The following is a 14,337-nucleotide window of genomic DNA, read 5'->3' as shown; positions in this document are numbered from 1 at the left end:
CAGCCACACCTGTTTGATTGACCCGTTATGACTCAGGGTAGCACTGGCCTAGCATCATTCAAGGGACTGGAAAGGACTGAATTGGCCAAATTGACTGGCCCTGTACATCAGAGCAGGCGTGTTGTTCCAGTCATAATCGCGAACCTTGCCCAGCACGATCAAATGATCGCCTGCGTCAACCAACTGGTGTAAATCGCAGTCAAACCAGGCCACAGTGCCTGTCAGCCGAAGCCGATCGCTGTGGTGCCGCTCGGCTGGTACGCCCATAAAACGGTCAGTCATGTTGCCGCTGGCAAATTGGACTGCCAACGCTTGTTGGTCGTGTGCCAGTACATTGACCATGAATCCATGGGATTCGGTGAAAGCAATCAGGCTGCTGGCCGCTTTGCGAATGCTCCACAACACAAGAGGCGGATTGAGAGAGACCGAGCTGAACGAGTTGCAGGTCATGCCCACGTCCTGCCAGCCATGATGGGTCGTGATCACAGTGACCCCGGTACCAAAACAAGCCAAGGCTTTTTTGTAATCGCCCGTGTTTTCCGGATGTCCTGGCGGGCTATCGCGGTCGGCTGCAAAAGGATCAGTGGTCAAAAGATGAGAAGACTTGGGGATTGACGGATTCATGAACGGTGAAGGTCATTCAGGAGGGCTGCAGGGCTTGCAATATCTCGGTTTCAATTTCGATTTGTGCCCGGTTGTGCTGAAGTGCTGGCCCGCTGATGAGGAAATTGTCTTCAACCCGCTCGCCGAGCGTGCTGATTTTGGCCAAGTGAAGGTGCACCCTGTGTTTGGCCAGCACCATGGCAATGCTGTAAAGCAAACCAATGCGGTCGCTGGCAGAAATACTCAGCAGCCATTTTTGAGCCGTGTCATCCGGACTGAGACTGACACGAGGGGTGATCGGAAAACTTTTGACCCGTCTGGACAGTCGGCCACGAGAAGGGGGAAGCAATGGGCCTTTTTTTTCCAGAACTTGGGTCAAGCCTGACTCCACCATGGTCATCAGTTCGCGGTAATGCTCTGGCAACATCGGGGTAACGATCTGAAAGGTATCCAAAGCCCAGCCGTTGAGGGTGGTGTGAATCCGGGCGTCCAGAATGCTGAAGCCCGATTGGTCAAAGTGACCACAGATGCGCGCAAACAAGTCGGGTTGGTCCGGGGTGAAGACCAAAATCTGTAAACCTTCACCCACAGGTGAGGGGCGTGCCCGCACAATGGTGCAGCCTTGCGACGAGTCGGGCGCAGCGACATGGCGCGAGAGTTGGCGGGCGTGCCAAGCGATGTCCGAGGCATCATGGCGCATGAAGTAACTCACATCCAGCGTATCCCAAAGAGCCTTGTGGCCCTCATGGGGTTGTGCCTGACGTGCCAATTCAATCAGGGCTTCCCTTTTGCGTGCCTGGACCTCCGTGTTGGCATCAGGGGCGCTGCCGCCCAGAACGCGCAGCGTGGCTTTGTACAGGTCTTCCAGCAACTTGCCCTTCCAGGCATTCCAGACTTTGGGGCTGGTGCCACGAATGTCGGCGACTGTGAGCAAATACAGGGCTGTCAGGTGACGTTCGTCGCGCACCCTCAGCGCAAATCTTGCGATGACTTCAGGATTTCCCAGGTCTTCTTTTTGCGCCACATGGCTCATGGTCAAGTGTTCGCTGACCAAAAATTCGGCCAATTTGGCGTCATCTTTGGGGACATTGTGTTGTCTGCAAAAGGTGCGAACTTCAGTGCAGCCTAGCTGTGAGTGATCACCGCCACGACCCTTGGCGATGTCATGGAACAAGGCTGCCAAATACAAAATCCAGGGCTTGTCCCAGCCACTGGCTAACTGTGAGCACAAAGGGTATTCATGGGTATGTTCGGCCATGAAAAACCGGCGCACATTGCGCAGCACCATCAGGATATGCTGATCCACCGTGTAAGCGTGAAAGAGGTCGTGCTGCATTTGTCCAACAATGCGACGGAAAACCCAGAGGTAACGGCCCAATACAGAAGTTTCGTTCATCAAGCGCAAAGCGTGTGTGATGCCTTGGGGTTGCTGCAAAATTTTGAGGAATGTTTGCCGATTCACCGGGTCAGCCCTGAACCGGGCGTTCATGACTGAGCGCACGTTGTACAGTGCGCGCAGAGTCCGCGCCGAGAGTCCTTTGAGTCCAGGGGTCGTCTGGTACAACAAAAAGGTTTCCAAAATGGTGTGAGGATGCTTTTGGTAAAGGTCGTCACTGGCCACTTCGATCAAACCTGCTTTTTCAAAAAAGCTTCTGTTCAAGGGGCGTAACTGGTCAATGCTTTCTCCGCGTTCGGTCTTGAGCCGGTCTTCGATGTTGAGCAGCAAGATCTGGTTGAGCTGCGTCACTGCCTTGGCCGCCCAATAGTACTGTTGCATCAGCTTTTCACTGGCACGCAGCGCCAAACGCCCCTGCGGGCTGACATCCGAGTTGAACCCAAAGGCCTCAGCCACACTGGTTTGCAAGTCAAACACCAATCGGTCTTCGCGCCGTTTGGCCTTCAAGTGCAAGCGGGCACGGATCAACCCCAGCAAGGCTTCGTTGCGTTTGATTTGCCTCGCTTCCAAAGGGGTGGCCAGACCTTTGCGGGCCAGGTCATCCCAACTCTGGCCCTGTCCGGCAGCTCGTGCGACCCATAAAATGACTTGGAGGTCACGCAAACCACCAGGGGATTCTTTGCAGTTGGGTTCCAGGGCATAGGGTGTGTTTTCAAACTTGGTATGGCGCTGGCGCATCTCCAGCGTTTTGGCTACCCAAAAAGCCTGGGGGTCCATCGCTTGCTGAAACAATGTTTGAAAGTCCAGAAACAAGCGGGTGTTTCCGGTGACGCGTCGTGACTCCAGCAAAGAAGTTTGAATCGTGATGTCTTTGCTGGCTTCGGCGAGACAGTCGCTCAGCGTGCGTACACTGGAGCCAAGGTCCAAGCCAGCGTCCCAGCAGCTGCCAATGAAACATTCAATTTGTGCTTGCAGCTCTGGTGTTTCTTCGGGAGCCTGGCCATCTGGCAGCAGCACAAGCACATCCACATCAGAGCAGGGAAACAATTCGGCGCGGCCAAAGCCTCCTACAGCCACCAAGCTGAGAGCCGAAGACATACCGGCATCTTGCCAAAGCTCAATCAGCAAACCATCGGCCAAAATGGACAATTGGCGCAAGCTCTGTTTCAAGCCTCGTGCAGCATATGCACTGTCTGCCAATGAGGACATCACCTTGGCTTTGTCCTGTTGGTAGGTCTGGCGCAGCGAGGCCAGGTCGGCCCGCAAGGGTGAGGCTGGCATGTCAGGCGCTGGCTTGATCGGTCACAAAAGTGGGCACTGCGGGAGAACCCGCCGAGACTGTCAGTACCTCGTAGCCGGTTTCGGTGACCAGAACCGTGTGTTCCCATTGGGCTGACAGCGAATGATCTTTGGTGACAATGGTCCAGCCATCCCCCATTTCCTTGATGTCGCGCTTGCCGGCATTGATCATGGGCTCAATGGTGAAGACCATGCCCGCGATCAACTGTGTCAAGGTGCCGGGTTTGCCATAGTGGAGAACCTGGGGTTCTTCGTGGAACACGCGACCAATGCCATGCCCGCAAAACTCCCGTACCACCGAGAAGCCATGTCCTTCGGCAAATTTTTGGATGGCATGACCGATGTCGCCCAAATGAGCGCCGTGCCTGACCTGTTCGATGCCTTTCCACATGGCCTCGTAGGTGAGGGCGGCCAGGCGCTTTGCAGCGATGGAGCCATCACCAACCATGAACATGCGACTGGTGTCACCATGCCATCCGTCTTTGATGACGGTGATGTCGATGTTGACCGAATCCCCCTTTTTCAAGGGTTTTTCGTTGGGTATGCCATGGCAAACTTGGTGGTTGACCGAAGTGCAGATGGATTTGGGGTAGGGCTTGTATCCGCCAGGCGCGTAATTGAGTGGCGCCGGAATGGCTTTTTGCACATTCACGATGTAGTCGTGGCAAAGCCGATCCAGTTCGTTGGTGGTGACACCCGGTTTGACATAAGGGGTGATGAAGTCCAGAACTTCAGATGCTAGACGTCCTGCGACGCGCATGCCGACGATGTCGTCGGCGCTTTTGATGGTGATACTCATATTGCGATTATCCCATTCGCTGCGTGTCTGAATCTCCTTCCCTGGACAAGACCCCCTCGGCCATGAAATCAGTCCCTTTGACTTTGGTTGTGACGCGGCAGTCGCGGGTAAACACCCTTGTTGCGAATTGAGGCATTTGCTTATTCTGTAAACCAACATGACACTTCAAGCCAATCATCTAAAAACGGCGCGCCCGACAGCGCCTTGCAGACTTCCCTCGAAAAGTTGAAGGAAGCCGCATGAACCTGCACGCCAAACTCCTGCAACGCGCGGCCGAAAACCGCCCCATCCGCATCGGCTTGATTGGTGCGGGCAAATTCGGCTCCATGTACCTGGCGCAAATCCCACGCACCCCCGGTGTGCATTTGGTGGGCATTGCCGACCTGTCACCCGACGGCGCCCGCGCCAACCTGGCCCGCGTGGGCTGGAACCCTGAGCGCCTGACCGCCATCAGCCTGGATGAGGCCGTGAAAAACGGCACCACCTACGTGGGCGACGACTGGCAAAGCCTGGTGCGCCACCCGGCGGTGGACGTGGTTGTCGAGTGCACTGGTTCGCCCCTTCACGCGGTGGACCATATTCTGGAAGCCTTCGCGAACCGCAAGCATGTGGTCAACGTTACGGTGGAAGCCGACGCCTTTTGCGGTCCCTTGCTTGCTACCCGTGCGCAAACAGCAGGCGTGGTCTATTCATTGGCCTTTGGCGACCAGCCCGCGCTCATTTGCGATCTGGTGGACTGGGCCCGCACCTGCGGCTTTCCGGTCGTGGCGGCGGGCCGGGGCCACAAATGGCTGCCGCACTTTTGCGAATCCACGCCAGAAACTGTGTGGGGCTATTACGGCCTCACGCCCGAGCAGGCCGAGCGCGGGGGCCTCAACCCCAAAATGTTCAACAGCTTTCTGGACGGCTCCAAGCCCTCGATTGAGAGCACCGCCGTGTCCAACGCCACGGGCTTGGGCGTGCCCAGCAATGGTTTGCTCTACCCCCCGGCCAGTGTGGAAGACATCCCCTACGTCACCCGCCCGATCTCGGAAGGCGGCGTGCTCGAGCGCAAGGGCATGGTGGAAGTCATCTCCAGCTTGGAAACAGATGGCCGAAAAATTCCCTACGACATCCGCATGGGGGTGTGGGTCACGGTGGAGGCCGAGACCGACTACATCAAAAACTGTTTTGAAGAGTACAACGCCCACACCGACCCCTCGGGCCGTTACTTCACACTGTACAAACGCTGGCACCTGATTGGCCTGGAAGTGGGCGTCAGCGTGGCCAGCGTGGCCCTGCGCAACGAACCCACCGGCGTGGCCATCGGCTGGAACGCCGACGTGGTGGCCACCGCCAAGCGCGACTTGAAGCCCGGCGACATGCTGGACGGCGAGGGCGGTTACACCGTCTGGGGCAAGCTGCTGCCAGCGGCCACCTCCAAACGCATGGGCGGCGTGCCCCTGGGCTTGGCGCACGGCGTGAAAGTGCTGCGCCCCGTGGCCAAAGGCCAAAGCCTCACTTGGGACGACGTGGCGATGGACACCAGCACCCATGCTTACAAAATCCGGCGCGAGATGGAGGCGACTTCGGTGCTGGGGTGAGCTTGATTTGCTGGGCTTGAGATTCTGGAGAGACCGCTATCGGTGGCTCAACAGACGTCTCATCAACAGGGTTTGAAAATCCTGTTGATGCCCTGCGATGGCGTAGACATAAAGCGTGTCGTCGATTTTTCGGTGCAAGATCCGATGGTGCGATGTCACACTTGTTTTGTAGTCAAAAATGCCCACGTCAGCAAATGCTTGGACGACAGTGCCGGACAAAAAACCACTGTCCAGTTCAGAGAGTTTTTGAAAAATTTCATCTTCGGCTTTGAGCCAAAGTGGTTCGCTCCAACGATCGAGCATGTAGCTTTGCACCGACAACAAGTCTTCTCGCGCATCGGGCAGGATGACAATGCTCACGGTTTGTGCTCTGTGCGCTTTTGTGCCAACAAAGCGCGAACTTCTTCCACACTTTGACCTTGTCCGTCCAACCTGTCCTTTTCGCCCATGGCCACCACCTTAAGCATGGCAATGAGGTTTTCTTTGTCCTGGTATTGCTGGATGCCTTCAACCACCATGCTGGCTTCGCCGTTTTGGGTGATGATGAAAGGCGTGCCATTCATGTCAAGGGATTCTGCAATTTGGGCTGCATGGCTCTTCAAGTAAGAAATGGACTTGATGTGTTGCGTGGCTTGCATGTGGGCTCCATTTAGTATGGGTCTGAATTTATACCCAAATTCGGACCAAAGCAAGGTCAATTTAATGGACCTGTGCTCTTTTGAGCCCGTTCAGGGCGGATGCAAAACATCTTGAAGTGCTGTTGTCATGGGGGTGTTGTCAGGGTTTCCCCCGTTAAAATACCGCCTTTGCCGGTCAGCCCCAGACAGCGGCCCCGGAATGACGGTTTTCTGTCTCTTTACAAGGCCACCCCGTGTCCCTGCACCTCACGACTTTTGAAGGCGCCAGCGCCCTCAGCGACTTTCGCATGGCCCAGCTTTTGCCAAGATTGGCCGCCATTTCGCCGCAAATACAGGGTATTTCATCCCGTTTTGTCCACATGGTCGCCACGACCACGCCTTTGGCTGAGGCCCAAAAACAGACACTTTCCGCACTTCTGACTTACGGCGAGCCCTATGCTGGACCGGTGGAGGGTCTGGTGATCGTGGTCAGCCCCCGCATTGGCACCGTGTCGCCTTGGGCGTCCAAGGCCACCGACATCGCCCACAACTGCGGTTTTGAGCTGCGCCGTGTGGAGCGCCTGACGGAATACCGTTTGACCATGAAATCTGGCTTGCTCAGCAATTCCAAGCTGTCGCCCGAGCAACTGGGCCAGGTAGCGGCCGTGTTGCACGACCGCATGACCGAATCCGCCATGCCCAGCCGCGATGAGGCGGCGGCCTTGTTCACGGCGCTGGAACCGGTGCCCATGTCGCATGTCAATGTGTTGGGCGGTGGCCCTGAAATGGGAAGGAAGGCTTTGGCGGATGCCAACAAAGCCTGGGGCCTGGCCCTGGCCGAAGACGAAATAGATTATTTGGTCACCGCTTTCACGGGTCTCAAACGCAACCCCACCGATGTGGAGTTGATGATGTTCGCGCAGGCCAACAGCGAGCACTGCCGCCACAAGATATTCAACGCCGAGTTCACCATCGACGGCGTGGCCCAGCCCAAGAGCCTGTTCGGCATGATCCGCCACACGCACCAGCTCAGCCCCCAGCACACGGTGGTGGCGTATTCGGACAACGCTTCGGTGATGGAAGGCCACACGGTGGAGCGTTTTGTAGCCCGAACCGGTGAGCAGGGCGCGGCTTACCAGTCTGAACAAGCCCTGCACCATGTGCTGATGAAGGTGGAAACCCACAACCACCCGACGGCGATTTCACCTTTCCCAGGCGCATCCACGGGCGCCGGTGGCGAGATCCGCGACGAGGGCGCGACCGGGCGCGGCTCCAAGCCCAAGGCGGGTTTGAGCGGTTTCACTGTGTCCAAACTTTGGGGCGGCATGTCGGACCAAGCGGGCGGCAAGCCCGCGCACATCGCAAGCCCCTTGCAAATCATGACCGAAGGCCCACTGGGCGGCGCGGCGTTCAACAACGAGTTTGGCCGCCCCAACTTGCTGGGCTATTTCCGCGAATACGAACAGACCGTGGATGGTGTGGTGCGCGGCTACCACAAGCCCATCATGATTGCGGGTGGTCTGGGCCAGATCGACGCCGAGCAAACCCAAAAAATCAAATTTCCTGCGGGCAGCTTGCTGATCCAGCTGGGCGGCCCTGGCATGCGCATTGGCATGGGCGGCAGCGCGGCCAGCTCCATGGCCACCGGCACCAACGCCGCCGAGCTGGATTTTGATTCGGTGCAGCGCGGCAACCCCGAGATCGAGCGCCGGGCGCAAGAGGTCATCAACCATTGCTGGGCGCAGGGTGCCAACAACCCCATCCTTGCCCTTCACGATGTGGGCGCGGGTGGTTTGTCCAACGCCTTTCCCGAGCTGACCAACGATGCCGGTCGCGGTGCACGCTTTGACCTGCGTGCCGTGAAGCTCGAAGAATCGGGCCTGTCGCCCAAAGAAATCTGGTCCAACGAGAGCCAGGAACGCTATGTGCTGGCGATCGCGCCAGACTCTTTGGCGCAGTTCACCGCCTTTTGCGAACGCGAGCGCTGCCCCTTTGCGGTGATCGGCGTGGCGACCGATGAGCGCCAATTGGTACTTGAAGATAGCGTTCAGCGTTCAGCGTTCAGTGTTGAGCGTGAAGACCAAGACGCTCAACGCTCAACGCCCGACGCTCTACGCCCAGTCGACATGCCCATGGACGTGCTGCTGGGCAAGCCGCCCAAAATGCACCGCGATGTGCGCACCGTAGCGCGTCAGTCGCCCGCCATGGACTTGAACGGCGTGAGTTTGCAACAAGCCGTGATCGACGTGCTGAGCCACCCCACGGTGGCGTCCAAGCGATTTTTGATCACCATCGGTGACCGTGCCGTGGGGGGGCTCACGCACCGCGACCAGATGGTTGGCCCCTGGCAAGTGCCTGTGGCCGATGTGGCCGTGACCCTGGCCGACTACGCAGGCTTTGCCGGTGAAGCCATGAGCATGGGCGAGCGCACCCCTCTGGCCTCGCTCAATGCCGCCGCCTCGGGCCGCATGGCCGTGGCCGAGGCCATCACCAATTTGCTGGCCGCGCCCATCGAGCTGCCTCGCGTCAAGATGTCCGCCAACTGGATGGCCGCTTGCGGCGAACCGGGCGAAGACGCCGCCCTTTATGAAACGGTGAAGGCCGTGGGCATGGAACTGTGCCCGGCGCTCGACATCTCGATCCCCGTGGGCAAAGACAGCTTGTCGATGCGCACGCAGTGGACCGACAACGGAGAGACCCGCAAGGTCACTTCGCCCGTCAGTCTGATCATCACCGCCTTTGCCAGCTTGCCCGATGTGCGTGGCACGCTCACGCCGCAGCTCGATGCGCAAGAGGGCGACACCAGCCTGGTGCTGATCGACTTGGGCCAAGGCCAAAACCGCATGGGCGGCAGCGTGCTGGGCCAGGTGTTGGGCCAGTTTGGCGACAGCGTGCCTGAGCTGCATGATCCTCAAACCTTGGTCAGCTTGGTCCATGCCGTGAACGCTTTGCGCGCCAAGGGACAGATCCTGGCCTACCACGACCGCAGCGACGGCGGCGTGCTGGCTGCTGTGGCCGAGATGGCTTTTGCGGGCCATGTGGGCGTGGCGCTCAATGTGGACATGCTGGTGACGGAGGGCGACGGCATCACCGACAGCCGCGCCGACCACGGCGACGCCAAGAATTGGGCCGGTCAGGTCAGCGCCCGCCGCGAAGAACTCACCCTCAAAGCGCTCTTCAACGAAGAGCTGGGCGTGGTGCTGCAAGTGCGCACGGCTGAGCGCAACGCGGTGCTGCAAACCTTGCGCGAACACGGCTTGTCCAAGCACACGCATGTGATCGGCAAGACCCGACCCGTGCAATCGACCATCCAAAAAGGCGTGGGCGAACTGAGCATCTGGCGCGACACCAAAGAGGTGTTTGTGGCCAAGCTCGAAGACCTGCACCAGGTTTGGGACAGTGTGAGCTGGAAGATTTGCCAGCAGCGCGACAATCCTGCCTGTGCTGATGCCGAACACGCCGCCGCAGGCCAGGCCAGCGACCCCGGCATGCATGTGTCGCTGAGCTTTGACCCGGCTGAGAACGTGGCCGCGCCGTTCCTGAACCTGTCGCGCCCCAAGGTGGCGATCTTGCGCGAGCAGGGCGTCAACTCGCATGTGGAAATGGCTTACGCCTTCCACAAAGCGGGCTTCGAGTCGCACGATGTGCACATGACAGACCTGCAATCGGGCCGTGCCAACTTGGCCGACTTCCAGGGCCTGGTGGCTTGCGGCGGTTTCAGCTACGGCGACACGCTCGGCGCGGGCATTGGCTGGGCGCGCAGCATCACCTTCAACCCAGCGCTGGCTGATCAGTTCAAGGGCTTCTTTGGCCGCGCCGACACCTTGGGTCTGGGCGTGTGCAACGGCTGCCAGATGTTTGCCGAACTTGCCGACATCATCCCCGGTGCACAAGATTGGCCGCGCTTCACGACCAACCAGAGCGAGCGCTTTGAAGCGCGTCTGTCGATGGTCGAAGTGCTGGAGTCGCCCAGCCTGTTTTTGCAAGGCATGGCGGGCAGCCGCTTGCCGATTGCGGTGGCGCACGGCGAAGGCTTTGCCAACTTCAAGCACCGGGGCAATGCGGCGCAGGCCATTGGCGCGATGCGCTTTGTGGACAACCACGGTCAAGCCACCGAGCAGTACCCGTTCAACCCCAACGGCAGCGCGGGCGGTCTCACGGCCGTGACCACGGCCGACGGGCGCTTCACGGCCATGATGCCGCACCCCGAGCGCGTGTTCCGCAATGTGCAAATGAGCTGGACGAGTGGTGACATCGCCGCCACCAGCCCTTGGTTGCGCGTGTGGCAAAACGCCCGCAAGTGGGTGGGTTGATGCGGTTACTCCCGATGTTTTCAGCAATTGAAGGCCAGGATGTCTGAACAATGGTTTCCGCCATCTCAGTTGGCGTATTACTTTGACTCCAATTCCTGGGCCAAAGGCACTTCGCTGTATCTCAAAAACGAAGTCCTGTCGGCGCGCATGACGTCCGAAGGCGAGGACTGGCGCATTGACGCTCAGGTGCAAGGCACCTCGTTTGAGCCTTACCGCGTCACGGCGCACCTGCGGGTCTCGGATGGGGGTAATTTGCAGGGCTGGCGTTCCACTTGTACCTGCCCGGTGGGGCGCTTGTGTAAACACGGCGCAGCGCTGGGCATCCAAGCGGCCATGCAAGGCTTGGCCATGCGCGACCCACAAGACAGCGCTGATGCACCGGACGACACAGAGCAACAATTCCGCTGGCGTGAAGAAAAAGCGCTGCAGCAATCTGAATACCAGGTACGCGAGTGGCTGGGTCGCTTGCAAGCGACCGATGTGCCCTCTGGTTTCAGAGTGCCGGGTCAAGCCAATGAGCGATTTTTGTACTGCCTGACGGCGGCCTCTTCAGGTCACCGCCCGGTGTTCCACCTGACCATCAAACAAGCCATGCTCAAGCAAAACGGCGACTGGGGCAAGCCTAAAAAGATCTCTCACCAGCCTTATCCCAGTGACCCGATTTGGCGCAGTTGTGATCCCGGAGAAGCTGACATTTTTGACCTGATGAAGGCCTGTCCGGCCACCAACAGCTTCAGCTTATACGGCTTTCAAAGCGCTGTGAAGTTACAAGGCGTGGCCGCGCATTTGCTGCTGCGCCTGTGCAGCCGCACCGGCCGATTGATGTGGGAAGAAGGCAAAATCCTGCAGCCTTTGCAGTGGTCTGAGCAAGCCGTGGTGTTTGGTGGCAGCTGGCAAGCCATGCCTGCGCAGGGACACCACCCTGCTGGCTGGAAACTGCACATGCAAGCGGCCCAGGCAGGCGTGTTGCACGGCCTGAACCATCCACCGTTGTATGTCGATTTGCCGCACGGCACCTGCGGTTTGCTTGACACGCAGGGCATGAGCACCGAACAGGTCTTGCTGCTGACGCAGTCCCCAGTGGTGCCCGAAAAAGTGGCGCTTAAATTGCATCAACAGCTGATGGACGTGATGGGCGAATTGCCGCTGCCGCCCGTGGTCGAAAAAATGGCTGAAGTCCGTGATGTGGCCCCTGTGGCCGTCCTGCGGATCGTGGAGGTGCCCGCGCATCTGCGCGGTGAAAAAGGCCTGTTTCAGGCCGAACTGAAGTTCCAATACGCTGACTGTATGGGCTATTGGCCAGACCACCAAGGCCGTGTGGTGGTGGGCCACGGCGCTCAGTCGCGCCTGCTGGTGCGCGATCTGGAGCAAGAGTTGGTCTTTTGGGAACAACTCGAAGACCTGGGCTTACTGCTATGGGATGGGAACTTGCTGGGCATGCCGGACCCTTATGGGCAGGCCCAATGGCTGGAATGGCTGGAAACCGACTTTGCTCCCTTGCGTGAAGCTGGTTTTGAGGTGCGCCCCACCGAAGGGCTGAATCACTGGCTGCGCCTGGCCGAGGACGTGCATGTACGCATGACCAGCGAGGGGGCTGAGGGAAGTACCGAAGAAACCTCGCCCTGGTTTGACCTGTCTTTGGGCATGGACATCGACGGCCAGCGGGTTAACATTCTGCCCTGGGTTCCCGAGATCCTGAAAGCCCTGGCACGTTCGGGCGTGTCAGTGATGGCAACGAACGGTGAACCGCCCGACCGCGTGCCTGACCATTTGTACCTGCCAGAACTGCGTGGGCCCGGTTACGTGAAGTTGCCCACGGCCAAGATCAAACCCTGGCTCGCCATGCTGGTGGAGCTTCATGGCGAGCGCGGTCACGACTGGGACGGCGACTCGCTGCGACTGTCGCGACTTGACGCGCTGCGCACCGTTGCCTCATTGGGCGAGGGTGCAGTGTGGCAGGGTGCGAACCAACTGCGGCAACTGGTGCAGAAGATCCGTGGCCAGACCGCCCTGGCCGAAGTGCCCAAGCCCGAAGGCCTGCAAGCCACGCTGCGGACCTTACCAGCAGCAGGGCCTGAACTGGCTGCAGTTCTTGCGCGAGCACCGTTTGGCGGGTATTTTGGCCGATGACATGGGCTTGGGCAAAACCCTGCAAACGCTGGCCCACATCCTGACCGAAAAGCAAGCGGGGCGATTGACTCAACCGGCGCTCATCGTGGCCCCGGTCAGCCTGCTGGGCAATTGGCAGCGCGAAGCGGCACGCTTTTGCCCAGATTTGAGCACCCATATCCACCACGGCCTGTCGCGCCACGAAACCGAGCAAGAACTCTGCCGCTTTGATGTCGTCATCACTGCTTATTCACTGCTCTCGCGTGATCGCGAGATGTGGATGCATGTGCCTTGGCACCTGCTGGTGCTTGACGAAGCGCAGAACATCAAAAATGCCAATACCAATGCCGCCCAAGTGGTCTCTGAAATTCCGGCTTTGCACCGGCTGTGCCTGTCGGGTACTCCCATTGAAAATCACCTGGGCGAGTTGTGGAGCCAGTTCCACTTTTTGATGCCCGGCTTTTTAGGAAGCCAGCGGCGCTTCACCGAGTTGTTTCGCAACCCGATCGAGCGCCAAGGCAGCGTGGAAAAAATGGCACAACTGCGCGCCCGTGTGACGCCTTTCATGCTGCGCCGTACCAAAGACCTGGTGGCCAACGAGCTGCCACCCAAAATCGATACGTTGATGCGCGTGCCCCTGGACGGCAAACAGGCCGACCTGTACGAAACCATCCGTTTGGGCATGGAAAAAACCGTCCGCGATGCGCTCAATACGCAAGGTCTGGCCAAGTCGCAAATCACCATCCTGGACGCTCTGCTGAAGCTGCGCCAGGTTTGCTGCGACCCGCGCTTGCTGAAATTGAGCGCCGCCAGTCAGGTGCGCGCATCGGCCAAACTGGAACAACTGTTGGACATGCTGCCTGAGATGGTGGCCGAGGGGCGCAAGATTTTATTGTTTTCGCAGTTCACGCAGATGCTGGGCCTGATCGAAGAGGCTTTGCCCGCTTTGGGCATCCCCTGGGTCAAGCTCACAGGACAAAGCAAAAACCGCGACAAGATCATTGACCAATTCACCAATGGGCAAGTGCCGCTGTTCCTGATCAGTCTGAAAGCGGGGGGCGTGGGCCTGAACTTGCCGCAGGCCGACACCGTGATCCATTACGACCCGTGGTGGAACCCGGCGGTGGAAAACCAGGCCACCGACCGTGCCCACCGCATTGGCCAAACCCAAAACGTCTGGGTGGTCAAGCTGGTGGCCCAGGGCACCATCGAAGAACGCATGCTGGCCTTGCAAGAGCGCAAAGCCCAGCTGGCCACCGACATGTACGAAGGGGCCGTTAAGCGCAAAGAGCCGCTGTTTGGTGAGTCTGACGTGAGCGAGCTTCTCAAGCCCTTGGGGTGAGGCGTACCTCATGCTTGTGAATCTGCGTGCGCGGTGTGGCCTTGTCTTGCCCAGCGTGTTCACGACGTCCTGCAATCTTGCCGCACCACCTGCATCTCCTCCTGCTGCGTCATCGGCTGTGCTGCAGGCCAGCGATGTGTCGATGGCAGCTTCCAGGTCGCGGGTCGATCCTTTCACGCCTGATGTTCAAGAGGCGGGCGCCAGCTCAATGGTCATTACGCAATCACATAATGGGCCTTGCAGGACCGATGATAGGCCTGCTTGCCGACTTTTGGA

Annotated in this window: 9 protein-coding genes; 4 read left to right on the top strand and 5 right to left on the bottom strand. The window is 58.9% G+C overall.

What is annotated here, in order from left to right; all coding sequences use genetic code 11:
- Positions 1-54 precede the first annotated feature (54 nt).
- Genes HEQ17_RS06220 through map form a run of 3 tightly spaced genes read right to left on the bottom strand, consistent with a single transcriptional unit; the run spans position 55 to position 4,097 of the window.
- On the bottom strand, positions 55-624 hold the full coding sequence (locus HEQ17_RS06220; protein ID WP_296291935.1) for a flavin reductase family protein: 570 nt from the start codon (positions 622-624) through the stop codon (positions 55-57).
- A 16-nt stretch (positions 625-640) separates the two neighbouring features.
- Positions 641-3,280 carry a [protein-PII] uridylyltransferase gene (locus HEQ17_RS06215; protein WP_296291934.1) on the bottom strand — a complete coding sequence of 880 codons (2,640 nt, stop codon included), beginning with the start codon at positions 3,278-3,280 and terminating at the stop codon, positions 641-643.
- A 1-nt stretch (position 3,281) separates the two neighbouring features.
- On the bottom strand, positions 3,282-4,097 hold the full coding sequence (gene map, locus HEQ17_RS06210; RefSeq protein ID WP_296291933.1) for a type I methionyl aminopeptidase: 816 nt from the start codon (positions 4,095-4,097) through the stop codon (positions 3,282-3,284).
- Between the two features lie 239 nt (positions 4,098-4,336).
- Here map and HEQ17_RS06205 point away from each other — a divergent pair, with 239 nt between their 5' ends.
- Positions 4,337-5,680, top strand: a complete 1,344-nt coding sequence (locus HEQ17_RS06205) for a Gfo/Idh/MocA family oxidoreductase (RefSeq protein WP_296291932.1) — start codon at positions 4,337-4,339, stop codon at positions 5,678-5,680.
- Between the two features lie 36 nt (positions 5,681-5,716).
- On the opposite strand, the gene HEQ17_RS06200 is transcribed toward HEQ17_RS06205, so the two are convergent.
- Positions 5,717-6,040 (bottom strand): type II toxin-antitoxin system RelE/ParE family toxin, encoded by a 324-nt coding sequence (locus tag HEQ17_RS06200; RefSeq protein WP_296291931.1) that lies wholly within the window; start codon positions 6,038-6,040, stop codon positions 5,717-5,719.
- The gene (locus tag HEQ17_RS06195; protein ID WP_296291930.1) at positions 6,037-6,318 is read right to left on the bottom strand and encodes a type II toxin-antitoxin system Phd/YefM family antitoxin; all 282 of its coding nucleotides are present in this window, start codon (positions 6,316-6,318) and stop codon (positions 6,037-6,039) included. Before HEQ17_RS06195 ends, HEQ17_RS06200 begins: the two co-directional genes overlap by 4 nt.
- A 233-nt stretch (positions 6,319-6,551) precedes the next feature.
- Between HEQ17_RS06195 and purL the strand changes: the two genes are divergently transcribed.
- Genes purL through HEQ17_RS06180 form a run of 3 tightly spaced genes read left to right on the top strand, consistent with a single transcriptional unit; the run spans position 6,552 to position 14,061 of the window.
- On the top strand, positions 6,552-10,610 hold the full coding sequence (gene purL, locus HEQ17_RS06190; protein ID WP_296291929.1) for a phosphoribosylformylglycinamidine synthase: 4,059 nt from the start codon (positions 6,552-6,554) through the stop codon (positions 10,608-10,610).
- 39 nt (positions 10,611-10,649) lie between these two features.
- Positions 10,650-12,740 carry a hypothetical protein gene (locus tag HEQ17_RS06185; RefSeq protein ID WP_296291928.1) on the top strand — a complete coding sequence of 697 codons (2,091 nt, stop codon included), beginning with the start codon at positions 10,650-10,652 and terminating at the stop codon, positions 12,738-12,740.
- The gene (locus HEQ17_RS06180; RefSeq protein WP_296291927.1) at positions 12,703-14,061 is read left to right on the top strand and encodes a DEAD/DEAH box helicase; all 1,359 of its coding nucleotides are present in this window, start codon (positions 12,703-12,705) and stop codon (positions 14,059-14,061) included. Before HEQ17_RS06185 ends, HEQ17_RS06180 begins: the two co-directional genes overlap by 38 nt.
- Positions 14,062-14,337: the final 276 nt, after the last annotated feature.

It is taken from the genome of Limnohabitans sp., assembly GCF_023910625.1.
In the GTDB taxonomy this organism is placed as follows: Bacteria; Pseudomonadota; Gammaproteobacteria; order Burkholderiales; family Burkholderiaceae_C; genus Limnohabitans_A.
This window is presented reverse-complemented; position numbering and strand designations above follow the sequence as displayed.